This is a genomic window from Mesorhizobium sp. WSM4809 (assembly GCF_055811655.1).
On record NZ_JBVVQW010000002.1, the window covers coordinates 184498 to 209482 of the forward strand.

At 63.0% G+C, this 24985-nt stretch carries 26 protein-coding genes; 17 read left to right on the forward strand and 9 right to left on the reverse strand.

Translation table 11 applies throughout. The features are described from left to right. Positions 1-107: 107 nt before the first annotated feature. The 5 genes from AC0L24_RS05430 (at position 108) to AC0L24_RS05450 (ending at position 3246) form a co-directional block, all read left to right on the forward strand. A complete protein-coding gene (locus AC0L24_RS05430) occupies positions 108-887 on the forward strand; it encodes an SDR family NAD(P)-dependent oxidoreductase (RefSeq protein ID WP_127270549.1) in 780 nt (259 codons plus the stop codon). A 63-nt stretch (positions 888-950) separates the two neighbouring features. Next, positions 951-1259, forward strand: a complete 309-nt coding sequence (locus AC0L24_RS05435; RefSeq protein WP_127320720.1) for a putative quinol monooxygenase — start codon at positions 951-953, stop codon at positions 1257-1259. Positions 1260-1418: 159 nt separating this feature from the next. Continuing rightward, positions 1419-1664 (forward strand): type II toxin-antitoxin system Phd/YefM family antitoxin, encoded by a 246-nt coding sequence (locus tag AC0L24_RS05440; RefSeq protein WP_056595839.1) that lies wholly within the window; start codon positions 1419-1421, stop codon positions 1662-1664. Beyond that, positions 1661-2047, forward strand: coding sequence for a type II toxin-antitoxin system VapC family toxin (locus AC0L24_RS05445; RefSeq protein ID WP_127270551.1), 387 nt, complete (start codon positions 1661-1663; stop codon positions 2045-2047). Before AC0L24_RS05440 ends, AC0L24_RS05445 begins: the two co-directional genes overlap by 4 nt. A 95-nt stretch (positions 2048-2142) precedes the next feature. Next, positions 2143-3246, forward strand: coding sequence for an AbrB family transcriptional regulator (locus AC0L24_RS05450; RefSeq protein ID WP_292337046.1), 1104 nt, complete (start codon positions 2143-2145; stop codon positions 3244-3246). A 7-nt stretch (positions 3247-3253) separates the two neighbouring features. Here AC0L24_RS05450 and AC0L24_RS05455 read toward each other — a convergent pair whose 3' ends face one another. Together AC0L24_RS05455 and AC0L24_RS05460 are read right to left on the reverse strand one after the other, a co-directional pair. Beyond that, a complete protein-coding gene (locus AC0L24_RS05455) occupies positions 3254-4333 on the reverse strand; it encodes an SIP domain-containing protein (protein WP_473563544.1) in 1080 nt (359 codons plus the stop codon). Positions 4334-4462: 129 nt separating this feature from the next. Next, positions 4463-5356 (reverse strand): LysR family transcriptional regulator, encoded by an 894-nt coding sequence (locus tag AC0L24_RS05460; RefSeq protein ID WP_127269787.1) that lies wholly within the window; start codon positions 5354-5356, stop codon positions 4463-4465. 147 nt (positions 5357-5503) lie between these two features. Between AC0L24_RS05460 and AC0L24_RS05465 the strand changes: the two genes are divergently transcribed. After that, complete coding sequence (locus tag AC0L24_RS05465) at positions 5504-7039, forward strand: MFS transporter (RefSeq protein WP_473563545.1); 1536 nt, start codon at positions 5504-5506, stop codon at positions 7037-7039. Positions 7040-7413: 374 nt separating this feature from the next. On the opposite strand, the gene AC0L24_RS05470 is transcribed toward AC0L24_RS05465, so the two are convergent. Next, entirely contained in the window at positions 7414-8190 is a 777-nt protein-coding gene (locus AC0L24_RS05470) for an esterase family protein (protein ID WP_127809496.1), read from the reverse strand. A 4-nt stretch (positions 8191-8194) separates the two neighbouring features. Beyond that, entirely contained in the window at positions 8195-9361 is a 1167-nt protein-coding gene (locus tag AC0L24_RS05475) for an ATP-grasp domain-containing protein (protein ID WP_127271680.1), read from the reverse strand. A 422-nt stretch (positions 9362-9783) separates the two neighbouring features. Here AC0L24_RS05475 and leuA point away from each other — a divergent pair, with 422 nt between their 5' ends. The 4 genes from leuA (at position 9784) to AC0L24_RS05495 (ending at position 15217) form a co-directional block, all read left to right on the forward strand. Next, positions 9784-11523 (forward strand): 2-isopropylmalate synthase, encoded by a 1740-nt coding sequence (gene leuA, locus AC0L24_RS05480; protein WP_127809495.1) that lies wholly within the window; start codon positions 9784-9786, stop codon positions 11521-11523. 184 nt (positions 11524-11707) lie between these two features. Further along, positions 11708-13483 (forward strand): tetratricopeptide repeat protein, encoded by a 1776-nt coding sequence (locus AC0L24_RS05485; RefSeq protein WP_292679834.1) that lies wholly within the window; start codon positions 11708-11710, stop codon positions 13481-13483. A gap of 198 nt (positions 13484-13681) precedes the next feature. Beyond that, the gene (locus AC0L24_RS05490) at positions 13682-14485 is read left to right on the forward strand and encodes an alpha/beta fold hydrolase (protein ID WP_127811348.1); all 804 of its coding nucleotides are present in this window, start codon (positions 13682-13684) and stop codon (positions 14483-14485) included. 114 nt (positions 14486-14599) lie between these two features. After that, positions 14600-15217: a hypothetical protein gene (locus tag AC0L24_RS05495; RefSeq protein WP_127397201.1), complete on the forward strand. Its 618-nt coding sequence runs from the start codon at positions 14600-14602 to the stop codon at positions 15215-15217. On the opposite strand, the gene AC0L24_RS05500 is transcribed toward AC0L24_RS05495, so the two are convergent. Next, a complete protein-coding gene (locus tag AC0L24_RS05500; protein ID WP_127317849.1) occupies positions 15201-16124 on the reverse strand; it encodes a metallophosphoesterase family protein in 924 nt (307 codons plus the stop codon). The genes AC0L24_RS05495 and AC0L24_RS05500 overlap by 17 nt on opposite strands. A 53-nt stretch (positions 16125-16177) precedes the next feature. Between AC0L24_RS05500 and AC0L24_RS05505 the strand changes: the two genes are divergently transcribed. Next, a complete protein-coding gene (locus AC0L24_RS05505; RefSeq protein ID WP_473563546.1) occupies positions 16178-16672 on the forward strand; it encodes an NUDIX domain-containing protein in 495 nt (164 codons plus the stop codon). A gap of 1 nt (position 16673) precedes the next feature. Here AC0L24_RS05505 and AC0L24_RS05510 read toward each other — a convergent pair whose 3' ends face one another. Together AC0L24_RS05510 and AC0L24_RS05515 are read right to left on the reverse strand one after the other, a co-directional pair. Next, positions 16674-17666, reverse strand: coding sequence for a glutathione S-transferase family protein (locus AC0L24_RS05510; RefSeq protein ID WP_127809492.1), 993 nt, complete (start codon positions 17664-17666; stop codon positions 16674-16676). 77 nt (positions 17667-17743) lie between these two features. Further along, complete coding sequence (locus AC0L24_RS05515) at positions 17744-17908, reverse strand: hypothetical protein (RefSeq protein ID WP_164748917.1); 165 nt, start codon at positions 17906-17908, stop codon at positions 17744-17746. Between the two features lie 29 nt (positions 17909-17937). Here AC0L24_RS05515 and AC0L24_RS05520 point away from each other — a divergent pair, with 29 nt between their 5' ends. The 6 genes from AC0L24_RS05520 (at position 17938) to AC0L24_RS05545 (ending at position 22757) form a co-directional block, all read left to right on the forward strand. After that, positions 17938-18474: a GNAT family N-acetyltransferase gene (locus tag AC0L24_RS05520; protein WP_127809491.1), complete on the forward strand. Its 537-nt coding sequence runs from the start codon at positions 17938-17940 to the stop codon at positions 18472-18474. A 61-nt stretch (positions 18475-18535) separates the two neighbouring features. Then, complete coding sequence (locus AC0L24_RS05525) at positions 18536-19297, forward strand: 3-hydroxyacyl-CoA dehydrogenase (protein WP_127809490.1); 762 nt, start codon at positions 18536-18538, stop codon at positions 19295-19297. 70 nt (positions 19298-19367) lie between these two features. Further along, the gene (locus tag AC0L24_RS05530; protein WP_245481878.1) at positions 19368-20477 is read left to right on the forward strand and encodes a CaiB/BaiF CoA transferase family protein; all 1110 of its coding nucleotides are present in this window, start codon (positions 19368-19370) and stop codon (positions 20475-20477) included. Positions 20478-20508: 31 nt separating this feature from the next. Beyond that, entirely contained in the window at positions 20509-21288 is a 780-nt protein-coding gene (locus AC0L24_RS05535) for a HugZ family pyridoxamine 5'-phosphate oxidase (protein ID WP_127809489.1), read from the forward strand. Between the two features lie 150 nt (positions 21289-21438). Further along, positions 21439-21783, forward strand: a complete 345-nt coding sequence (locus AC0L24_RS05540) for an ArsR/SmtB family transcription factor (RefSeq protein ID WP_013529913.1) — start codon at positions 21439-21441, stop codon at positions 21781-21783. A 164-nt stretch (positions 21784-21947) separates the two neighbouring features. Beyond that, a complete protein-coding gene (locus AC0L24_RS05545) occupies positions 21948-22757 on the forward strand; it encodes a TrmH family RNA methyltransferase (protein WP_127809488.1) in 810 nt (269 codons plus the stop codon). Positions 22758-22768: 11 nt separating this feature from the next. Here the strand turns inward: AC0L24_RS05545 and AC0L24_RS05550 are convergent, their stop codons facing one another. After that, entirely contained in the window at positions 22769-23905 is a 1137-nt protein-coding gene (locus AC0L24_RS05550; protein WP_473563547.1) for a coiled-coil domain-containing protein, read from the reverse strand. A gap of 190 nt (positions 23906-24095) precedes the next feature. Beyond that, positions 24096-24632 (reverse strand): DUF1134 domain-containing protein, encoded by a 537-nt coding sequence (locus AC0L24_RS05555; RefSeq protein WP_236382921.1) that lies wholly within the window; start codon positions 24630-24632, stop codon positions 24096-24098. Positions 24633-24985: the final 353 nt, after the last annotated feature.

Consider the following 24985-nt stretch of genomic DNA (forward strand, 5'->3'; position numbering starts at 1 on the left):
GCTTTGCCGGGAAACCGCTCCACACGTTTCCTTGAATTGCTCAAAGGCTTGAACACCGGGGTGGCAAGGGCCTACGAAGGACAGGCAGACCTCCCGGAGGAAGAACCGTGCCAGCCACCACACTCAGCATACCCGATCTTGCCGGCAAGGCGGTGCTGGTCACCGGTGCGTCGACCGGCATCGGAGCGGCGCTCGCGCTGGCCTATGCAGCGCAGAAATGCAAGGTGGCGCTGCACTACAATTCGAGTCAAGACGCCGCCGAGAAGCTCGGCTTGACGATTGCCGACAAGGGCGGCGAGGTGTTTCTCGTTCAGGGCGATTTTTCCGTTGCCGCCGATGTCGAGCGCGTCGTCGAGGACAGCGCGCAATATTTCGGCCGCCTCGACGGGCTGGTCAACAATGCCGGCGGCATGCTTGGCCGCATCCCTTATGCCGAGCAGACCGAGGCGCATTACGACGCTGTGATGGACCTCAATGCGCGCTCGGTGCTGACTGCTTCGCGCAAGGCGATCCCGTGGCTGAAGAAACAGGGCGGCTTCATCGTCAACACCTCCTCGATCGCCGCGCGCAACGGCGCCGGCGGCGGCGCCGGGCTTTACGGCTCAGCCAAGGCCTTCGTCTCCAATGTGACGCGCGGCATGGCCAAGGAACTGATCGGCTTCGGCATCCGCGTCAACGCGGTAGCGCCCGGAACCATTCTCACCCCGTTCCACGAGCGCTATTCGACCGACGAGCAGATGAAGGGCATGGTCGCCACCATTCCGCAGGGACGCGCCGGCACGGCGCAGGATTGCGTCGGCGCCTATCTGTTCCTCTCTTCGGACCTTCTCAGCGGCTACATCACCGGCCAGGTGATCGAGGTGAATGGCGGCCAGTTGATGCCTTGAACGGCTACCGGCATACTGGCGGTCTGCATGTTCTTGTCGAAAACCTCAAAGGGAGACAACGGAATGTACGGACTGATCGGCAAGATGCGGGCGGCGCGCGGCCAGCGTGACGCGGTCATGGACCTTCTGCGCGACAGTACAGGCGCCCTGCCGGGCTGCCTGAGCTATATCATCGCGCGCGACCCCGCCGATGCCGACGCGATCTGGGTCACCGAAGTGTGGACCGACGCCGAAAGCCACAAGGCCTCGCTGCAGCTTCCCGAAGTCCAGGCGGCGATCGCCAAGGCGCGGCCGTTCATCGCCGGCTTCGAATTCCAGGTCGAGACCCACCCCGTCGCCGGCTTCGGGCTGGCTGACGGCAAGACGGGGTGATCCGCCCACGGCTTATGCCGAGGCGAGGTTCGCACTCCAGGTGCAATATCGACAGGTGAACAATCTCGACCCCGGGTTTTGCCAGTCATCGCGCTCCACTTGTAATTCTCTGAAAATTGACTAAGTTCTGTGGACTAAGTCCACTTGGAGAAACCTGCGATGCAGACCGTGAACATCCACAATGCGAAGACCAATCTTTCACGTCTCGTTGACCGAGCTGCCAAAGGTGAGCCGTTCATCATCGCCAAGGCGGGCAAACCATTGGTGAAAGTCGTGCCTATCGATCAGCCGGCCTCGTCGCAGGCGCGAAGGGTCGGTTTTATGGCCGGCCAGTTTTCCGTTCCCGACGATTTCGACCGCATGGGTGGCGAGGAGATTGAGCAACTGTTCGGTGTCAACACTTGAAACTGCTACTCGACACCCATTTGCTGCTGTGGGCGGCTGGCGAACCGGATCGGCTAACACCTGCGGCTCTCGCCGAGATTGAGGACCCCGAGAACGAATTGCTGTTCAGTCCCGCCAGCCTTTGGGAGATCGCAATCAAACGAGGACTGGGACGGGATGATTTCCAGGTCGATCCCCGTTTGCTCCGGCGAGGCCTATTCGACAATGGCTATCACGACTTGCCGATCACCAGTGAACATGCCCTCGCCATCGACGGACTTCCGGCGATCCACAAGGATCCCTTCGATCGAATCCTGGTCGCCCAGGCAACCATTGAGGGGATTACCTTGCTGACGATGGACGATCTTGTCGCCCGTTATCCTGGTCCTATCCGAAAGCTCTGACACCTTGGTAAACTGCGTGACTCGCGCGTCACACAGCTTCCTTTTTAGGCAAAGCGGGGGTTCGCATCGTCCCGCTTCAAGTCTAAGACCGAAACATGGATTCCTCGGCCGAGCAGCCATCCCCGGACCTGCCCACACTCGAGCGCATGGCGCGGATGCGCAAGCTCTGGCAGTGGCTTGCCCTGCTGGTTGTTTCCCTGCTGTTTGCCGGCGCGCTGGAACTCGCCACCCTGCCGGCGGCGCTGCTGATCGGACCGATGCTGGCGGCCATCGTCGCCGGCACCAATGGCGCCACGGTGCGTGTGCCGCGTCTTCTGTTCGGCGCCGCCCAGGCGATCGTCGGCTGCCTCGTCGCCAGCTCGATCTCGGCCGACATGTTTCCGGTCTTCTACCAGGAATGGCCGCTGTTTTTCGGCGTCGTGGTGGCGACCGTCACTGCCTCCAGTCTGCTCGGCTGGCTGATCAGCCGCTGGCGCATCCTGCCCGGCACCACCGCCGTCTGGGGCTCGTCGCCGGGTGCGGCCACCGCCATGGTGCTGATGGCCGGTGCCTTCGGTGCCGACCAGCGTCTCGTCGCTTTCATGCAATATCTGCGCGTCATCTTCGTCTCGATGACCGCAGCACTCGTTGCCAAGATGTGGGTCGACACCTCGGGCGTCGAAATCCCGCCCATCGTCTGGTTTCCGCCGATCGACCGCCAGGCCTTCGCCGCCACCATCGGCATCGCGCTGGTTGGCGGCCTGTCGGGAAAGATTTTCCGGCTGCCCTCGCCCTTCTTCCTCGGCACCTTTATCTTCGGCACCGTCGTCCATCTTGGCTTGGGCGTGGAGATGCAATTGCCGCAATGGCTGCTGGCCGTCAGCTACGCCATGGTCGGCTGGTCGATCGGCCTGAACTTCACAACGGCGATCCTGCGCCATGCAACGCGCGCATTGCCGCAGATCATCGCCTCGATCGTGGCGCTGATCGCCTTTTGCGGCGGCCTTGCCTTCCTGATCAGCCATCTCCTGGGCATCGATCCGCTGACCGCCTATCTGGCGACCAGCCCCGGCGGCATGGACAGCATCGCCATCATCGCCGCCGCCGCGCAGAACGTCGACATCTCCTTCGTCATGGCCCTGCAATCGGCACGCTTCCTGATCGTGCTGCTGGTCGGCCCGAGCGTCGCTCGGCTGGTGGCCAGAAGCGTCAGGCAATAAGCAGCGACTAGTCCTCGCCACCCTCGCCCACGCTATGCGCATCCCGACGCCAGTGGGCCGTAACCAGGTGCCGGTCGCGCGGCAGGCTCCACTGCTTGCGCACGATCTTGCGTATCTCCCGGAAATCGCCGAATTCGCAACTTGCCCAGACGTACAGGCCGTCGGCAAGCGCCATGTGATTGCGCTCACGCAAGGCGGTCGACAATAGGCCCGCGGTGCCGGCCTCGAGGCCGCGCCGGTAAAGCCAGGTGATGTCGATATTGTCCCCTTGCGCCAGCGCCATTCGGTCATCCGGGCTATCGACCTCGATCAGCGCCTCAGCACGTGTTGATGGCGGCAGATGCTCCAAAATCCTGCCGATGGCGGGCAGCGCGGTGTCGTCGCCGAGCAGAAGCAAGGTCTGCGCCACCGGGGCGTCGCCGCCGCCGGGTCCGATCATGCCGATGACTTCTCCCGCCCGTGCGTTTTGCGCGAATGTGGCGGCGGGCGTGTTCTGGCCGGGGTGCAACACGAAATCGACATCGAGCCAACCGCTTGCGGCATCCAGCGCCCGGATCGTGTAGACCCGCACGGCAAGCGCATCGTCGCCAGAAGGCCAGACGATCAAGCCGTCAGCGCCCATCGTCGGCCAAACCAGCCGGCGGCCAGGCGGCGGCAGCAGCAGCCGCATGTGCAGGCCGCCATAGCTAAATCGGCCGAGATCCTTGCCAGCGAAGCGCAGGCGCTGCATATGCGCCGATATCCGCGTCGACGACATCACCGTGATCTCGCGGAAGAAGACCGGAGTACCGGCGTCGCTGCCGTCGCCTTGCCAATGGATGCCCTTGGTCGTGCCGAGATGTTCGGCGACATGGCCGGCGACCGTCATCTTCATGTAGGACAGGCAGGTTTCGTCTGTCGCCGCGACGCGGATCAGCACGCTTTCATCATCGAGCGTAGCGCTCAACGAGCCGTAGTAGAGGCGGAGCTCCCACTGGTCGGCAACGCCAGTGTCAATCTCGAATTCGCTGTGCTCTGCGCGCAGCCGGTCCATCACCGATCTGATCGCCGCGTCGCTGATCCGGGTTTGCGCGCTAAGTTGGTCCATCGCTCAAGTCCTTCGAAACGGTTCGGGCAAGGCGCCGCGCGGCACCCTCACCGTCAGCGGCATGCCACAGCCGCTCCGATGTTTCCACATAAACATGACAATTATAATCATATTTATTCGATGAGTTGGCTACGAGCCGCTTGTCGCAGCAAGTCGCTCGGGAAGGAAATCAACGAAGACGCGCACCTTCGGCGACAGATGGCGATTGGAGGGCCACAGCATCCGGAACTGGCCACGGCCGTCGACATGACCATCGAGGACGGTACGCAGCCTGTCTTCGTGCAGCGCCTCGCGCACCAGGAAATCCGGCATGCAAGCTATGCCGAGGCCGGCGAGCGTGGCGCCCTTCAAGGCTTCCATGTTGTTGCAGGTCAGCATCGAGCGGATCTGCGGTTCGGCGCTTCCGGTAGTGAACGGCCACTCCAGCAGCCTGCCGCTGTTCAGGAAGCGGAAGTTTATGCCGAAATGTCTGATGAGATCAGCCGGCACGCTGGGGGCGCCATGGCGGTCCAGGTAGGAGGGCGCCGCGCACAGCAGCATGCGAAAGGGCGCAACGGGTCTCGACACAAGGCGCGAATCCGGCAGTTCGCCGCTGCGGATCGCGACATCGATACCCTCGTCGATGACGTCGACGATCCGGTCGTTGAAATCGATGTCGAGCTCGATCTCGGGATAGCGTGCCATGAACTCCGACAGCACCGGCAGCAGCAGATGATAGGTGACGATCGGGGTGGATATGCGCAGCCGCCCACGCGGTGTTTCCCGTGTCTGCGACAGCATCGCCTCGGCATCGTCGATGTCGTCGAGGATGCGGCGCACCCGCTCGTTGAACAGCTTGCCCTCTTCCGTCAGGCCAATGCGCCGCGTGCTGCGCTGCAGGAGCCGCACGCCGAGTTCCTGCTCGAGCCGGGCGACACTTTTGCCGACAGCGGAAGCCGAGATGCCAAGCGCCCGCCCGGCGGCGACGAAACTGCCGAATTCGGCGGTGCGGGCGAAGGCCAGGAGCCCGTTGAGACGATCCATTGCGTCATTCCATTCGAGCGTTTCAGTCCGATATGCCAGGAGATATAACACCATTTTTCCTGAAATGCCGACGACCTATCTTGTCATCACGACCGGCTCCGCAATCGCGCGGGCCACCGGCGAGTACTGTTTCAGATAGGGAAATCCATGACTTCCAGGACCACAACCGGCTCTGCCGAGAGATGGCTCGTGCTCTTGTCCGTGTGCCTTGCCGCGATGACGATGCCCTTGACCTTCACCGGTCCGGCCGTCGCTCTGTCGCGCATCGCGGCCGATCTCGGCGGCAGTCCGATCGAGCTCAACTGGGTGACAAACGCCTTCATGCTGACCTTCGGCGCCACCCTGATGGCGTCGGGCGCTCTGGCCGACAATCATGGGCGCAAGCGCCTCTTCCTCGTCGGCCTCTCCCTCTATGTCCTGGCGTCGCTGGGCGCGATGCTGGCGCCGGACATCATCTGGTTAGACATTTTCCGGGCCGCGCAGGGTATCGGCAGTGCGGCCGCCTTCGCTGGCGGCGCCTCGGCACTTGCCCAGGAATTCGAAGGGCCGTTGCGGCTGCGCGCCTTCAGCTTCCTCGGCACCAGTTTCGGCGTCGGCCTCGCCTTCGGCCCAATCGCGTCGGGCCTGCTCATCTCTGCATTCGGCTGGCGGTCGATCTTTCTTCTGGTTGCAGCACTCGCGATTGCCGCCGCCATGCTCGGCCTGCGCACCATCAGGGAATCGCGCGACCCGGATGCGACGGGCCTAGATTGGGCGGGAGCCGGCACCTTCACGATCGCGCTGGCGTCGCTGACCTATGGCGTGCTCCAGGCCCCGCAGAGCGGCTGGGCCGATCCCCTTGTCGTCTCCCTTCTGGCCGCTTCTGCCATCTGTTTTGTCGCCTTCGTCGTTGTCGAGCGGCGAGCACAACGGCCGATGCTCGATCTCACGCTGTTTGCCTATCCCCGCTTCGTCGGCGTCCAGTTTCTGGCGGCGGCACCCGCTTACGCCTTCGTCGTCCTGCTCGTCCTGTTGCCGATCCGCTTCATCGGCATCGAGGGTATGAGCGAGATCAAGGCCGGGCAATTGATGATCTGCCTATCAGGCCCGCTGCTGATCCTGCCGATGCTCGCCGGACAGCTGGCGCGCTGGATCGCGCCAGCCACGATCTGCGGCGTCGGCCTGCTCGTCGCTGCCGCCGGGCTTGTCTGGCTGAGCCTGACACCACCGGTCGATAGTGCGCTGGTGGCGCCGCTGATACTGATCGGCGTCGGCATCGCTTTGCCCTGGGGATTGATGGACGGGCTCGCCGTCAGTGTCGTGCCGAGAGAGCGCGCCGGCATGGCGGTCGGCATCTTCAACACCACCCGCGTCGCTTGCGAGGGCGTGGCGCTGGCGATCGTCATGGCGACCCTTTCCGGCTTTACCGCCGCGCATCTCGCCGCACAGGGAACGGCTTCCGCGAAGGACGCAGGCGCCACAGCGCAGCTCCTGGTGACAGGCAATCTCGGCGAAGCAGCACAACATCTGCCCCAGGCTGGAGCCATTGTTCTGGTCCAGGCCTACGAGGCGGCGTTCGACAGGCTGCTGATCGTGCTGGCGGCAATCACCGTCATGACCGCCATCGTCGTCTTCCTTGGCCTGCGTCGCGGATCGGCGTCGGAAGACGAGACCGTCGCTCTGCCGGCAGGCCAGGAAGGGTAGTCAGGCGATCACCAAACTCGAAATACGATCGCCGTCCAGTGTGATACGGACGATGCCAACGCCGATATTGTTCGACTGGTTCCAGCGCGCGATCTGCTCGCGCCTGGAAAGACCGTCCCAGTCGCTCAGGGATGCGTCGGCGGTAAACGCGACGAGAGAGGCTTCCGTGTCGCCGGCATTGGGGCCTCGACGAAACGGCGGATCGGGTCGGGAGAGATCATTCGTCCGTGCCCGAGGTGCGTTGAGATTCAGGTCAGGCTGAGTCGAAAATGGTGGCTTCCGAGAACCGGAGCGGAGCGTACTTAAGTACGTGAGCACCGGAGGCGCAGGAAGCCGTCATTTGCAGGCCAGCCTCACCTGAATATCAATGCACCTCAATCCAGCCTGTGCATCAGGTCCTCATCCAGCCAACGGCCGAAGAAATAGACCAGTTGCTTGTGCCACCATGGCCAGTCGTGGCTGACATCGCCGCCCCAGTAATCGACCCAGGCGGGAATGGATTTGTCGCGCAGGATCTGTTCCAACTTGCGCGTCTCGACCAACATCCGCTCTTCCCAGGCGCCCTGGCCGCAGCAGAAGATCAGCCTGAGCGTCTTCAGCCGGGCCAGCAGTTTGGGATCGACGATGCCGGGCAGATAGTCGAGCGGCGAGTTGTAGAAAATGTCGCCCTCGAGCGCTTTGCCGAAGAAGTCGCGCGCCGAATAGACGCCCGACAGGGCAATGACGCCGCTGGCGAGTTCAGGAAAGCGGAAGACGAAGTTCGACGAGTGATAGCCGCCCATCGAACAGCCCGAGAACAGCGGCTTCAGCTTGCGCCCGCCATTGGCCTGCTCGGCTGTGGACAGGAAGTCCGGCAGCGCCTCCTCGCGCACATAGCGGAAATAGGCCTCGTGGCGGGCGATGCGGTGGGCGGCGTCGGCATGCTTGTCGAAGAAGGATTCAGAATCGACGCCGTCGACCGTGAACAGCTGGATGCGGCCGGTGTCGATGAATTCGGCCAGTGCGCCCACCCCGCCGGAATCCTCAAACTGGTAGAACCGGCCCTGCGAGGTCGGGAACACCACCACCGGCCGGCCGGCATGGCCGTAGCGCTTGTATTCCATGTCGCGGCCGAGCTGGCTCGAGAAATTCTTGTGATAGGAAATGTCCATCGCCTCACGCCTTTTCCGCGTGGATGTACGCGACCGCTGCACGCAACGCTGCTTCGTCCTTCGAGCGCATCTGGTAGGCGTAATTTCCCATGGCGCGGCTGAAAACCTCTTCGATGGCCTGATGGTGGACGATCTTGTCACGCTGCGCGGCTAGCACGTCCTCATGGCTGTGCAAATAGTGGAGGCGCCGCTTGCGGCTGGCATAGGCGGTGAAATACTTCCCCTCGTAGGGGCCGCCGGCGGCATCCCTGACCACCATGTCGGCCCATGCCGCGTAGACATCGATGTCGAACGTGTAGTTGATCGCATCGGTCATCCAGGCGCCGGGCGGGCGCATGTTGACCTCCAGCGCGATGACCCGGTCGTCCTTGGTCTCGAACAGCTCGATGTGGAAGAAGCGTTCGCGCACGTCGAATGCTTTCAGGATCTTGCGGCCGGCCTCCTCGACCGCCGGGCTGATCCTGGGAAAGCAGGTGTAGCTCATATGGCGGTCCTTGTTGACCACCTCCATGACGCTCTGGTCGTAGCGGTGGCTGGCCGCCAGCACCACCTCGCCGTCGCGGTTGACCAGCCCGTCGAAGGTCACCACCAGCCCCTCGATGAACTGCTCCATGACGAAGGTCACGTCCTCGGGCTTGTCCCGGAAGAACTGGTCGAGCTCTTTGGCGTTTGAGATCTTGAAGGTGTTCGATGCGCCGGAACCGCTGTCGGGCTTGACCACGACGGGGTAGCCGACGCGCCGGATGAAAGTCATGGCCCCGGCACGGTCGGAGCATTTGCGCTGCGCGATGGTGTCGACGCCGCTCTTGCGGAAGAAGGCACGCATGCGGCTCTTGCGCTTCAGGTTCTTCACGAAATCGAGCTTGGTGCCGTAAATGTTGAAGTCGGTGCGTATGTTGGCTTCCAGCTCAAGCCAATGTTCGTTGAGCGATTCAAAACGGTCGATACGGCCCCATTTGTGGACGAAATGCCCCATCGCCCGAAACACCGGATCGTAGTCCTCCATGTTGGCGACGCGGTAATATTCCGAAAGGGCTGCTTTCAGCTTGGCGTCGAGCGCGTCATAGGGCGCGTCGCCGATACCGAGCACCCTGGCCCCGGCCTTCTTCAAACGGTCGCAGAAATCCGCGCCGTTGGCGGGAAAATGCGGCGAGAAGAACACGAAATTCATGGACGACCCCTCCCGCGACAGGGGCATCGAAACCCTGTCGATGCCCGAGTCTGGCGCATTTGCCGCGCGTGGGGAAGAGCGCGCATGTTCGGGACAACATCAGACAGATCACGGCCGCCACGCGGCCCCCACTTGCCTCTCACAAGCCGCTCCTGTAAGAGAACCGCCATGAACACGCGCGCCACCAACGCTTCCCGTTCGACCGGTTTTTCCGGCGAGACCGTGCGCGCGCTGGCTTCGACCCTGCTTCTTCTCGGCCTTATCGGCGATCGCCGGGTTCGCTGAAGGAGCGCCCGGCGGTCGAACCGCCGCGCAAGCGCATGCTCCTTGGCAATCACATCAAGCGAACGAAATTCTGGTAAAGGCGCCGCTCGCCATCAATCCACCGAAGGTGGATCCATGAGCCGCCGGGAGAAACGACGATGAACGCACGAGAAGAAATCCGCTCCGATGCCGCGGTAGCCGACACGGTTTCGGCCAAAGGGATGCCCGACGCGGCTCGCAAATATCAGCCCTATCCGACCGTCGGCCTCACCGACCGGACCTGGCCTTCGAAGGTGATCGACAAGGCGCCGATCTGGTGCTCGGTCGACCTGCGCGACGGCAACCAGGCGCTGATCGATCCGATGGGCCATGAGCGCAAGGCACGCATGTTCGGCCTGCTGCTCGACATGGGCTTCAAGGAGATCGAGATCGGCTTCCCGTCGGCATCGCAGACCGATTTCGACTTTGCCCGCTGGTGCATCGAGGAAGGCAACGTGCCAGCCGATGTCTCGCTGCAGGTGCTGGTGCAGTGCCGACCGGAGCTGATCACCCGCACCTTCGAGGCGCTGAAGGGCGCCACCAACCCGATCGTCCATTTCTACAATTCGACCAGCGAGCTGCAGCGTCGCGTCGTCTTTGAAAAGGACGTCGGCGGCATCAAGCGCATCGCCACCGACGCCGCCAAGATGATCACCGACATGGCGGCCAAGGCCGGCGGAGGCTTTCGTTTCGAGTATTCGCCGGAAAGCTTTACCGGCACCGAACTCGAAGTGGCGCTGGAGATCTGCAACGCCGTCACCGAGATCGTCAGGCCGACGGCGGACAACAAGCTGATCGTCAACCTGCCCTCGACGGTCGAGATGTCGACACCCAACATCTATGCCGATCGCATCGAGTGGATGTGCCGCAACCTCGACAACCGGGAAAACCTGCTGGTCTCGCTGCATCCGCACAATGACCGCGGCACCGGCATAGCCACCACCGAGCTCGGCCTGATGGCCGGCGCCGACCGCGTCGAAGGCACGCTGTTCGGCAATGGCGAGCGCACCGGCAATGTCGACATCGTCACGCTGGCGCTGAACATGTACACGCAAGGTGTCGATCCCTTGATCGATTGCTCCGACATCAACCGGATGAAGGACGTCTACGAATATTCGAACCAGTTGAAGATCCCCGAGCGCCATCCCTATGTCGGCGAACTCGTCTACACCGCCTTTTCCGGTTCGCACCAGGATGCCATCAACAAGGGCATGAAGGCGCTGAAGACGGCCAATACGAGCCTGTGGGAAGTGCCCTATCTGCCGATCGACCCGGCCGATGTCGGACGCAGCTACGAAGCCATCATCCGCATCAATTCGCAGTCCGGCAAGGGCGGCATCGCCTATGTGCTGCAGGCCGATTACGGCCTCAACCTGCCGCGCAATCTGCAGATCGAGTTCAGCCAGGAAATCCAGGCGATCACCGATGCCGAGGGCAAGGAAGTGCCGGCCAGGCGCATCTACGAGCGCTTTATCGAGACCTATGTCGACCAGCCCGGCGCGCGGCTGAAATTCCTCGATCACCACACCTATCCCAGCACCGAGATCAAGGGCCGGCGCGTCGTCGAGGCGGTCATCCTCGACGACGGCAAGGAAGTGACGATTACAGGCACGGGTACCGGCCCGATCGATGGTTTCGTCAATGCGCTGTCGCGCCATGTCGGCGTCGAGATGTCGGTGCTCGACTATTCCGAGCACTCGATGCAGCGCGGCTCGAACGCGTCGGCCATTTCGTATGTCGAGATGGAGTATCCCCAGGGCAAGCTGTTCGGCGCCGGCATCAACACCAACATCGTCGCCGCCTCACTGGAGGCGGTGATGTCTGCCGCGAACCGTATCGTCGGTAAAAAAGCCGGCTGACGCCCGACGGGAACAAAGATCGGAACCCACCCAACCTGGTGATCGGTTCCGATCTTTCGGGCCATTAACCACCGCGGAATTATCCGGTGGGTACGTGATCGCATAACGGGGTGTATACTTGTGTGGTGGTGCGGGACCTATATGATCGCGCCTCAACCTGTGCCGACTTCGAGAGGATCGACACTTGCAGCATGCCACGCCTGCCGCCCCCGCAGTGCGCGAGACACTGGAGCGACTGCTTGCCAGCCAAACGTTCGGCCGATCCGAACGCGCGCGCAAGCTGCTGCGTTATCTTGTCGAACGTGAACAGGCCGGCGAAGCCGACAGGCTCAAGGGCTTTTCCATTGCCATGGATGTTTTCGGCAAGGACGGCGACTTCGATCCGTCCACCGATGCCGTGGTGCGTGTGCAGGCAGGCAGGCTGCGCGAGCTTCTGCAGCACTATTTTGCCAATGAGGGAATTGCCGAGCCGGTCCGCATCGCCATTCCGCGCGGCGGCTATGTTCCTGCCTATGAATTGAACGCGATCCGCCTGCCGGATATTGCCGAGGCGGTTCCCGAACTCAGGCTGGACGGCGCCGCATCCGCCGATCGGTCAAACGAAGCCGGCACGGGCATGCTGGAGGCGATGTCTCTGGCTTCCGTACCGTCTTCGCCTGCCCCCTCGGTGGCGCGCCATCTCCGCTTTTTCTGGATGGCGATCGCCTTGGTCATCGCCATGCTGGGCGTACTGATCCTTCGCCAGGGCAGCACTGCCTTGCTGGCAGGCGGCGACATCTCGGCAATGCCGGAGATCGCTGGCGCAACCGCAAGCATCACGGCATCGGCAAGGGCTGACGCTCTGCCGCAAGTCTATATCGGACTGAAGGCTGACGGCCCCGACGCCAGCCGTGTCGCCGCATCGCTGCGCGCCGGCCTGAGTGGCTTCGATACGATCGACTTCATCGGCCGCGACACCGTCGGCGATCCGGCCGACGACGCGACGAGCTTCATATTCGACGTCCTATCTGGACCGGACGCGGGCGACATCACCATAGAACTGCAAAGCATGGCGTCCGGACGGGTGCTTCTATCGCGCAATCTCACCCCCGCCGACAGCGCACCTGCCGCGGTCGAAGACCGTATCGCCGACATGCTGAGCTCGGCACTCCCCGCCTCCGGCACCATCTACAACTATATCGAGCAGACCGGCACGCCAAACGGTCTGACGCAATGTCTGCTGCTCAACGGCAAATATTACCTCGACCAGAACGCCAGGACCCATGAGGCAGCCTACCGTTGCCTCGAGAAGCTGGCCAATGGTGGAACCAAGTCCTCGCTCGTCTATTCGGAACTTGCTTCCCTGCATCTCGAGGCGGTGTCCGATCATTACGCCTATCCGCCCAGTGCGACGATTGAGACAGCCGTCGAGTTTGCCCATCGCGGCGTGCAGATGGGTCCGACCAGCCCTTATGCCCATCGCTCCTACGGCTATGTCAGTTCGCGCCTCGGCAATACGGACGAAGCGATCCGCTGGATGCGCAAGGCCTATGAACTCAATCCCTACGATCTCGGCATGGCCGCCGCTTACGGCTACGGGCTGATCTTCGCCGGACGATATGCTGAGGGAACGCCGATCCTCGATCATGCGGCGGAGACCTTCAGCGGGCACCCGACATGGTGGGATTATGGGCTGTTCGTCGGTGAGCTCATGCTCGGCGACATGAACAAGGCGGTCGCAGCCAGCATGGCCCTGAGAACGACGGCAACGAAATCACACTATCTGGCGGCGCGGCTGATCGGCGCCAAGGCTGCCGGACAGGATCATCTGGTGAGCACGCTGCTGAAACAACTGACCACCGAGTTCCCCAAATTTGCCGCCGATCCGCGGGCGACTTTCGTCGAGCGGAAATATCCGGCCGACCTGACCGACCGGCTGGTCCAGGCACTCCGCGCTGCCGGGCTCGGCAGCCCAAGCTGACACCATCGACGTCCGCGTACTGGCTGTGCCGCGTCCCGATGGATTTCCTGCGCTCCGATCGCCGATTGCCGATTGGTCGCCAAGTTCTGTACACAACCGTACAAATCGCGAAAATTTTACTGGTCATCACGTTGGACTAGGAGCAATTCAGCCACCATTGGGTGTCGCGCATTCTGCAATAACAAAAAATCAGCTTTCATGACCGCATCACTTTTTGCCGCCGAAGAGGGTGTTGGCTCGAAGGCCATCGTCCTGCTGCACGGTTTCGGCGGCTGCCATGATGTATGGCGCGAGGTGATTTCCGCCCTGACGCCTTCCACGCATACGCTGGCCTATGATCTGCCTGGGCACGGGTTGTCGCTCGATTTTCCCGCCGCCGGTCCCGCCAGGGTGGCAGCCAAGGCCGTGCTCGCCGATCTCTCGGAGCGTCGCCTGAAGCGCGTTCATCTCGTGGGCCACTCGATGGGCGGTGCCGTGGCGGCGCTGATGGCGCTGGCCGAGCCCGAAAAGATAGCCTCGCTGACGCTTCTGGCGCCGGGCGGCCTTGGCCCAGAAATCAATGGACCGCTGTTGCGCCGCTATGCCGAAGCCGCGGATCGGTCCGAGATCCGCTCCTGCCTCGCCGTCATGTCGGGACCTTCAGCCCCGCCGCTCGAACATACGGTGGACACCCTTTGGGAAATGCGCAGGCGACCCGGCCAACTCGAAAAGCTCGTCGAGATCGCAGCCGCCATGACCGTGGACGGTCGGCAAGGCGTCATCCCGCACGATCGCCTCGATGGACTGAACATGCCGGTGATGGTGGCATGGGGAATCAGCGATGCGGTGCTGCCCTTTACCCAGGCGGATGACCTGCCGGCGCATTTTCACGTGCACCACGTGCTGGAGGCCGGCCATATGCTGGCTGAGGAAGCCCCCGACCTTGTTGCCGAGATCATTCGCCGGAACACCAATCGTCGCGCCAGGCCACACCGCCAGAAATTCGCCGCAGCAGCCAGCTGACCTTTTTCGCGCACGACAACCTTCCTGTTCACCCCGGGGCCGTCGATCTCGCCAGTGCATTTTGCCGGCGGCTGTGTTAACCCGGTGTTAACCAAACCTACGAGGCGGACGCCGATGAAGGAAGCAGGCGAGAAGACCATCGACCAGTCCAAGAAACTGTCCGATGCCATCCGTGATGTCAAAAATGCCTTCGCCGACCGCGACGACGTCGTCGTCGACATGCGCGAGGCGCATCGCATGCGTCTCGATCTGCTCGCCGCCGAACTGGCACCGGTTTTTGCCGATGTTCCGGCCGACATGGACAATTTCGACTTTGTCGTCTCGTCCGGCTTGCAGCCGCGCCTGTGGATCGACGCCATCAGCCATGTCGCCATGGGGCGCGACCGCCGGACCTATCGCTTCCTCAAGGACACCCGTATCGGCCGAGTGGTGCTTGCCGAATCCACCGAGATGAAGCCGGTTGCCGATTCCGTGACGCGCTATGTCGCCGAGCGCATCGTCGAGCGTCAGAGGATGCTGGAAGGCGGCGTCGAACCCGCCGTCGCCGGCCTGAAACGTGCCTATGTGCCGGAAGCCGAACCGCCGCTGCGCGCAGCGGAGCGCGGCAAACGCTGGTCGGCCCTTCTGTCCGGGCTTGGCCTGATCGCTGCCGGCGCACTGGTCGGCCTTGTGGTGTCGGTCGTCCTGTTCTGGGACCGCATCGTGGCCATGGTTGTCAATTTGCGGCCATAGCGGCCTCGGCGCCAAGCTCCACCGTCTGCAGATCGGATGGCGGTATGGACGGCCCGGTCAGGCCGCGCCGTGTCAGCCGGATCCGCCAATTGCCCGTCTCGCCGTCAATGTCGAACAGATTGTACTGCGCCGCCGGGTTCTTGCCGCCCGGCGCCTGGCCGGCGGCAGCGACACCGACCGCCGGGATCCTGACGCCGCGACCGCCTATGAAGAACAGCGACGGCAGATGCGAATGGCCGTGCAGCACAAGGTCGGCGCCGTGGCGACGAATGATCTTGTTGAAGCGGGCAATGCCGAACAGCCGCTTGTGCTGCGGGACCGCACCGCGCACCGGCGGATGATGGATCATGATGACGCGGAACAGCCCCTGTCCGGCGGTATCCCCGAGGATTTTGCCGAGCCGCTTCGCTTGGCCCTCCATGAAGAAACCATTGGCCATGAAGGGCGCCGTGGCGCGCGCCGTCGAGACACCGATCAGTGCGACGTTGCCGCGCACGCGCAGATAGGGAAATGCGTTGCGATCGACCGGCGTGTTGACGCCGTCGCCGCTCATCCACGCCGCCCAGGATCGGCAGACCTTGTCGAAGGCGCCTGGCACATAGGCGTCGTGGTTGCCCGGAACGACCGAAACATCATGCGCCGGCCCTAACGTCTCCAACCAGTGCCTGGCCATCTCGATCTCGCCGTCGAGCGCCAGATTGACCAGGTCGCCGGTGACGGCGAGGTGGTCAGGCGTGTTCGCCTTGATGTCGGCGACGATCGTGTCGATGACCGCATCATGCATATGGCGGCGGCGGTTGCGCTGCCAGTTGACATAGCCGAGCACGCGCTTGGAGGCGAGATCGCGATAGGATACATCGGGGAGCGGCCCCAGATGGACATCGGAAATATGCGCGAGCCTGAACATACAACCTTCATAGGCGACCCGCGCACGGCTTTCCACCCACGGTTTCGCTATCAATGACGAGCCCTGAAGATGCCTTCCGCCAGACCGGCTGGCCAGGTTTGAGGGCCAGGCTGTTCCATCTCTATTTCGTGCTGCGGAGGCCGATGACGCTTGGCGTGCGCGGCCTGATCCACGACAGGGCGTCCAGGTCCGTCTTCCTCATTCGCCATACCTACGTACCAGGCTGGCAGCTGCCCGGCGGCGGCGTCGAAGTCGGCGAGACGATGAACGAGGCACTGGCCCGTGAACTGGCCGAGGAAGGCAACATCGCTCTCACCGCCCCGCCGGTGTTCAAATCGATTCATTTCAACCGCCGCTCCAGCCGCCGCGACCATGTCGGCTTTTATTTGCTCGAGCATTTCAGCCAGACGGCGCCGAAGCGGCCGGATCACGAAATCGCCGAAGCTGGCTTCTTCCCGCTCGACCGCTTGCCGCAGGGCACGACGCCGGCGACGCTGCGCCGGATCGCCGAGGTTTTTGACGGCGAGCAGCCCTCGCCCTACTGGTAGATCAGGCTGCCGCTTTCTCGAAGCGCGCCCGGTCGTGCCATGCGGCATAATCCAGATCCGGTCCGACAGGCACGATCCGCGTCGGATTGATCGTCTGGTGGCTGCCGTAATAGTGCGCCTTGATATGATGCATGTTCACCGTCCCGGCCACACCAGGCACCTGGTAGAGATCACGCAGATAGTTGGACAGGTTCGGGTAGTCGGCGATACGGCGCAGATTGCATTTGAAGTGGCCGACATACACCGGATCGAAGCGCACCAGCGTGGTGAACAGCCGCCAGTCGGCCTCGGTGATAGGACCACCGACGAGATAGCGCTGCTTCGACAGCCGCTCCTCCAGCGCATCCAGCGCTGTGAACACTTCACCGAACGCCTCTTCATAAGCGCGTTGCGTGGTGGCGAAGCCGGCGCGATAGACGCCGTTGTTGACCGCGGGATAGACCAGCGCATTGATGCGATCGATCTCGCCGCGCAATGCCTTCGGATAGAAATCGAGGCTGGCGTCGCCCCATTCGTCGAAGGCTGAATTCAGCATGCGGATGATTTCGGAAGACTCGTTGGAGACGATGGTCTGCTCCTTTTTGTCCCACAGCACCGGCACAGTCACCCGGCCCGAATAGGCGGGATCGGCCTTGGCATAGATCTGGTGCAGGAAGTCGAGGCCATAGAGCATGTCGCCCGTGGCGCCGTCCTCAGCCACGAACGTCCAGCCGTTGGCGCCCATGAAATGATGCACCACCGACACCGATATGACGCCTTCCAGCTTCTTCAGCGCGCGAAAGATCAACGTCCGGTGGGCCCACGGACAGGCAAGCGAGACATAGAGGTGATAGCGGCCGGGCTCGGCCTTGAAACCACGCGTCCGGCCTTCGGCAGGCGCCCCGTCAACGGTGACCCAGTCGCGCCATTGCGACTGCGTCCGCACGAACCTGCCACCATTGTCCGCTGTATCGTACCAGCGGTCCTGCCACCTTCCTTCGACCAGCATTCCCATACAAATCTCCTTGCGTCCTGTTGGTTGATGTAGGCGCAAGGCTGCCCTGTCGAAGACGTCAGGTGCTGAACAGACCGTCACTTGGCGGAAATGACGAACAAAACGGCCGATTGCAGCGGCGGGAAATTGATGCTAGCGGACAATCCGCATGTTCGATTTTGCTTCGATCCGGTTTTACCGACGACGAAAGGGCGCCCGCGCTTGATGAAGCGCTGACTGGCGAACGCTGCCGTTTGCAGCAACCTTTCCTCCTTACCGGAACGCAAAGACCATGAGCCTTGCCGACGTGAAATACCTGCCGGAAACCCCGGCGCACGACCCCGAGATCGAAGCCATCAACGACGAAGCCTTCGGGCCCGGCCGCTTTGTGCTGGCCGCCTACAAGATTCGTGAAGCCGGAGGGCACGAGCGCTCGCTGTCCTTTGTCGCCGTCGATGGCGACATCGTCGTCGCCTCGGTGCGCATGACCCGCATCGCCGCCGGTGCAGGCCGCGCGCTAATGCTCGGGCCGCTCGCGGTGCGGCCGGCCTTCAAGAATCTCGGCATCGGCCGCCGGCTAGTGGCAATCGCGCTGGAGGCCGCCGCCAAGACCGGCGCACCTGCCGTCATGCTGATCGGTGACGAGCCCTATTACGGGCCGCTCGGTTTCAAGCGGATTCCGCGCGGCCAGATTTCGATGCCGCGCCCCGTCGATCTCGACCGGCTGCTGTCGCACGAGATCGCGCCGGGCGCGGTCGCCAGGCTCTTGGGCGAGGTCTGCCACGCCGATCAGGCCAGGGTGGCCGATCCTGTCGCGGCGATGGCTTGACCTTTCCCGTCGATCTAGCGCCTGATCCGTCCCACTGTTCCTGAGATCAAAGGATGACGCCATGAACCCGAACGGCCAGATCGCGATCGTCACCGGCGGCGGCTCCGGCCTTGGCGAGGCAACGGCGCGCGCGCTGGCCGCCAAGGGCGCTCGCGTCGCCATCTTCGATGTCGGCATTGACCGCGCGGCCAAGGTCGCGGCCGAGATCGGTGGTATTGCCGTCCAGTGCGACGTCAGCAGCGCCGACAGCGGAACCGCTGCGCTCGCCGACGTCGCCGCCAAGCTTGGCGAGCCGCGGATCCTGGTCAATTGCGCCGGCATCGCCATCGGCGTGAAGACGATCGGCAAGGATGGTCCCCATCCCCTTGATCAGTATCGCAAGGTGATCGAGGTCAATCTGATCGGTACGTTCAACATGATCCGCCTCGCCGCCGAGCGCGCGTCGAAGCTCGAGCCGCTGCAGGGCGGCGAGCGCGGCGTCATCGTCAACACCGCTTCGGTTGCCGCCTATGATGGCCAGATCGGCCAAGCCGCCTATGCGGCATCCAAAGGCGGCGTCGTCGGCATGACGCTGCCGGTGGCGCGCGATCTTGCACGTTCCGGCATCCGCGTCTGCACCATCGCACCCGGCATCTTCAAGACGCCGATGATGGCCGGCATGCCGCAGGAAGTTCAGGATTCGCTGGGCGCCGCCGTGCCTTTCCCGTCGCGCCTGGGCGAACCGTCCGAATATGCCGCTCTCGCCCTGCACATCATCGAGAATCAGATGTTGAACGGCGAGACCATTCGTCTCGACGGCGCCATTCGCATGGCGCCGAAATAGAAGGTCATGAGCACCGGCCTGTCCGCTGCCGCTAAAACCGGCCCGCTTGCCGGGCTGAAGGTGATCAAAGATGGCCGGACTCGGACCGGTGCCGCTGGCGGGCCTGATGCTGTCGGAGATGGGCGCCGAAGTGCTGCGCATCGAACGGATGGGGACGAGCGAACTCCTGTCGCTGCCGGATGAGTACAACATCGACCGCCATGGCCGCGCCCTCCTGCACCTCGACCTGAAGCGCCGTGAAGGCACCGATCTGTTGCTGCGCCTTGCCGAAAAGGCGGACATGTTGCTCGAAGGGTTTCGCCCGGGTGTCATGGAACGGCTTGGCCTCGGCCCCGAAACGGCGCTGGCGCGCAACCCGGCGCTGATCTACGGCCGTATGACCGGCTTCGGTCAGGACGGCCCGCTCGCCGGCCGCGCTGGCCACGACATCACCTACCTCGCCTATAGCGGCGTGCTGCACGCCATCGGCCATGTCGGCAGCCGTCCCGTCCCGCCGCTCAACCTTGTCGCCGACTATGGCGGTGGCGCCATGATGCTGATTGCCGGCGTGCTGGCCGCCCTGTTCCAACGTTCGCGCACGGGCAAGGGTGAAGTCATCGACGCCGCGATGGTCGACGGTGCCTCGATGCTGGCGGTGCCCCTGCACGCCTTGACGGCGGCCGGCTTGTGGAGCGACAAGCGCGGCGCGAACCTGCTCGATTCCGGCGCCCCGTTCTACGACACCTATGAGACGGCGGATGGCGGGCACATCGCCATCGGCTGCCTCGAGCCGCAATTCGCCGAATTCGCCAGGCTGCTGCCGCTCGACGAACGCTTTGCGTCCGGCCAGTACGACAAGGCCCTGTGGCCGCCGATGCGCGCCGCCATTGCCGATCGGATCCGCCAGAAATCGCGCGACGACTGGGACCTGCTGTTCGCGCAAACCGATGCCTGCGTTGCACCCGTCCTGTCGCTGCAAGAGGCGAAGCACCACCCGCACAATCGGGCACGCAACGCCTCTGTGGCGACAGGTGCATTTGAGCGCCCGGCCCCCGCGCCGCGTTTCTCAAGCTCGCAACCGACATTGGCCACTATGCCAGGCAATGAGGATTTGTCACCATCGGCAATACTGGCACGTTTCGGCTTTGCGAAAGCCGAGATCGACGGCCTTGTCAAATCCGGCTTGCTGACCGATAACTAGAGAAGAAGGATCAACTTACTGCGGTGCTGCCTTGGACGAGCCGAAAAAGGACGTGATCCGCGAGACGGACGCCGAAGCGATCCGGCTGGCGAAGACGCTTCTGCGCAGCGCCCGCTTTGGCGCCCTGGCGGTGATCGAACCGCAAACCGGCTCGCCGCTGGCCAGCAGGGTCGGCGTGGCCACCGACATCGATGGCGCGCCGCTGATCCTGGTGTCGATGCTTTCGGCGCACACCGGCGCCCTGCTTGCCGATCCGCGCTGTTCCCTGTTGCTCGGCGAACCGGGCAAGGGCGACCCGCTGGCGCACCCGCGCCTGACATTGATCTGCCAGGCGGCGCGGCTTGAGCGCGGATCTGCCGAACACGCCCGCGTCGAGCGCCGCTATCTCAATCACAATCCCAAGGCGAAACTTTACGCCGGTCTCGGCGACTTTTCGATCTTTCGCCTCGGTCCGCAACGCGCCAGCCTCAACGGCGGCTTCGGCAAGGCCTATCAGCTCGATCAATCGGATTTGCTCACCAGCGGACCGATCGTCGAGGAACTCGCGACGCGCGAACAATCGGCCATCGACCACATGAACGCCGACCATGTCGACGCGATCGCCGTCTACGCACAGCATTTCGCAAGGGCATCCGGCAACGGCTGGCGTGTTGCCGGATTCGATGCCGATGGCATGGACCTGGTGTCGGGCGACGATGTTTGCCGGGTCTTCTACCCACAACCTTTGGTGGAGGCAGGCGAATTGCGGCACGTTCTGATCGATATGGCCAAGGCCGGCCGAGCCATTGTCGACGCCGGGACGGAGACTTAATTATGCTGGACCAAAAGCAACACTTGAGATTTAAGTGAAATGCTCTACCTTTTGGTGACGCTGAATCGCCAGCGCCGATCGACAAGTGAATTTGGAATCAGACGCCATTGCCCCCATGGCGTCGGGATGAACAGGAAGCATGGGGGATCGATGGTCTCGACAAAGCTAATCGTGAACGCCGAATCGGCGGCAGAGTTTCTCATGCTGATGGGCAATGAGAAGCGACTGTTGATCATGAGCTACCTCGCCGAAGGTGAAATGTCGGTGGGAGCCATCGCCGAGAAGGTGATGCTCAGCCAATCCGCCCTGTCCCAGCATCTCGCCAAGTTGCGGGCGCTCGACCTTGTCGACACCCGCCGCGACCGGCAGATGATCTACTACTCCTGCAAATCCGACGCCGTGCGAGAACTGCTTGTCATGCTGGACGGCATTTTCGGCAGCGGCAAGGATGATCTGTCCCAGATGGCGCACCGTTTGCGCCGTGCTGGAACCTGACCACATAGCGCCGATCTCGCCGGCGATTTCAGAGCGACATGCGCCCATCCGGGGCGTACAGAGCTGGCTGACTGTCCCGAATCGTCGCATCGTGCTTTCCAAACAAGGTTAGCGCCGGGAAGCGGTCCGGATTTTCGGGCCGATGCGACGGTCGCGAGGAATGCATGGATCCCATTCGCATCGACGACCCGCAAGATCCGCGCGTCGCTGCCTATCTCGACATTCGCGAGCGTGACCTCGCCGGCCGGCAAGGCCGCTTCGTCGCCGAAGGCAAGGTGGTGCTCGACCTGCTGCTCTCGACCGGGCGCTTTGCCGCCGAATCGATCCTGGTCCTGGAAAACCGGCTGGCAGGTCTCGACAACATCCTGAGCAAGGCGCCCGCCGACCTCCCGGTCTATGTCGCCACAAGCGCGGTGATGGACGCTATCGCCGGATTTCACATGCATCGCGGCATCCTTGCCATTGGCCGCAAGGGAGAGCCGCAGCCGGCCGAAGCCCTGCTCGATGGCTTGCCGCCTCGTGCGCTGGTCGTAGTGCTCGTCGGCATCGCCAACCATGACAATGTGGGCTCGATCTTCCGCAACGCCGCCGCCTTTGGCGCTGACGCGGTTCTGCTGGATGCGACATGCTGCGATCCGCTCTATCGCAAGGCGATCCGCGTTTCGGTCGGCGCCGCGCTCAAGATCCCCTTCGCATCGTTCTCCGACACCGCCGGCTTCACAACGATGCTCGCCCGACGTGGCTTCGAACAATTCGCGCTGTCGCCACGCGGGAAGACCGACATCCGCGATGCGCAGCGCAGCAAGCGCCTGGCGCTCTATCTCGGCACCGAGGGCGAAGGCTTGCCGGACGACCTGCTCGCAAGCCTGCGCAACGTGCGGATCACCATGGCGGAAGGCTTCGACAGCCTGAATGTCGCCGCGGCTTCAGCCATCGCGCTGCATCATTTTTCGGCTAGAGCAATTCTAGACTAAGGAGGCCTGATTCAGCTTGTCGCGTCAGCCTTCTGCAGCGCGCGCACGCGGTCGGCAAGACTGCGGTCACCGTTGCCGGAGCGGGCGTCCGACGGTACCGCCAATGCCTTGGCGATCGGCGAACCAGGCCCCTCGAGCTTCGCCGTCAGATGGACGACCTCCGCCGCCAGCGCGTTCATCTGCTCGCGCAAGGCGGAGCTGCTGTCCGTGGCCTTGGACGCGGCCAGTGCGGTGAGGTCGGCCTTCAGCCGCTTGTTCTCGCGCGCCAGCGCCGTCAGCCTCGCCTCGAGCTGCTCACGGTCACTGTCGAGCTTGGCGATTGCCTTGTCCAAATCATCGCTCTTGGCGACATCGCCGCCCTTGCCGACCAGCCGCAAGGCTGGCGCGCTGTCTTCGGATTTCGATCTTTCGCGCATGCGTGCCAGTTCCTTTTCGCGGCGGTCGAGTTTGTCTTCGCGATCGGCAAGTGTGGCCAGCAGCCGCTCGACCTTCTTGTCGAGCTCGGCGGTCCTTTTCTTCTCGGCTTTCAGGGCCTCCCGCGCGGCCTTGCTTTCGGCCGCGATTTCCTGGCCGCGCCTGTCGGCTTCCTTGCGCTGGCCGCGCAGCATCGCAATGTCACTGGCGAGTTTCTGCATTTCGGACTCTCGCGCCACGAGCTCGATCTGTCGGCTGCTCGAGGAAAAACTGGCGTCGTCATACATGCGCTCCAGCTTTTGCAGCTCAAGTGCACGCTTTTCCAGCTTGCGTTCGGTTTCCTTCAGACGCTCCGAAAGCTGCTGCAACTCGCCCTCTCGCTGGCGCAGCGCTTCGTTCTTCGCGCCCAACTCGGTCAGCGCCTGGTCCTTGTCCGTCCGCTCGACCGCCAGGCCCTTCATGGCCTCGCGACCGCGATTGATCTCGACCAGTTGTTCGGCCGTCTTCTCTCGCAACGCCTTGACGCTGATTTCCAGGCGGCGCGTCGTCATGGCGTATTCGGCGCGGATGCGATCCTTGTCCGCCTGGATTTCGGTTTGCGTCAGAGGGATCGAGGATTCGACGCGTCTGCGTGTAAGCGTGACCGCACGACGCCATATGGCCGGAGCCACCATGAGCGCCAGAAAGCCAGCACAGAGAAAGCCGAGGACGAAGAACAGGACCGACTGGACCAAGTGACTACCCGTTGTGGCCGGTAAGCATCAAACCAGATAAACCAAAAGCGCATAGAGCGCTTTGACTGTGCCACGTTGACATGGCGGAAATCCAGCGTTGCGGCAAGGGTTTGCCGCAACGCCACGAGTTTAATGCATGTCGACCCAAAAGCGGTCCCGGTTTTGGGCAACGACAGCCAAGGACTTCAGCTTAGAACGGATTCCAGGTGGCGCGCTCGGTAAGCTTCAGATAGCCGAGATTGACGCCAAGCCGGGCACCGACACCGGTGCGGATCGGCACCAAAACCACATTGTTGTTCTTCAGCACGTTGAAGCCGACACCAGCCACCACATAGGCCGAACCGGCGACGCCGCCATAGCGGTTGTAGAGGCTGCCCACATCGTCGAGATTGTAGACCAGCATCATCACCCGCGACCCCTCGCCGCCGAAATCCCAGCCGAGCGATGGGCCTTGCCAGAACACTTTGTGATCGCCGGCATTCTTGGTGTAGAGCGTGCCTTCGCCATAGGTCAGGCCACCGATCAGCGCGCCCGAGCCCTCTTCGCCCAGCAGATAGCCGTTGGGCAGGCCGTAGGAAGCAAAAATCTTCTCGACGACCGTGGCGAGCCCGCCCGATGTCGCGCCGAAGAACTTGTGACCGGAATCGACAATCTCCTGAGCGGTGTATTCCTGGGCCCGCAGGGCTGAAGTCGAGAAGACGAGAACGCCCAGGAGCGTGACCGCCATTGAGAAGACACGGAGAAAGCTCCGGTCGTAGTATCGGGAAAACATGCTTCCAATCTCCGTCAGGGAGCACCTTCGCCGACGCCTCGCACCCCGTACGGCTCTTTTAGCCGGCCGTTAAGGGTAACTGTTAGGGGCAAACTATGCCGTAATCCTTTTTCAACCATTAAGCTCCCACATGAACATGGCGGTTCGAAGGCTGTTTGGGGTCGCTCAAGTGGGGCCGGCAGCCTGCGTGAACACGCCATTTGCCACAACCACAATTTGGATTTGTTGCTGCACGCACGGGCGCTGTGTATTCAGAAAGCCCGAGGAGAGAGTGCGTGATTCGTGTGGCAGGCGACGATCGATCGCCC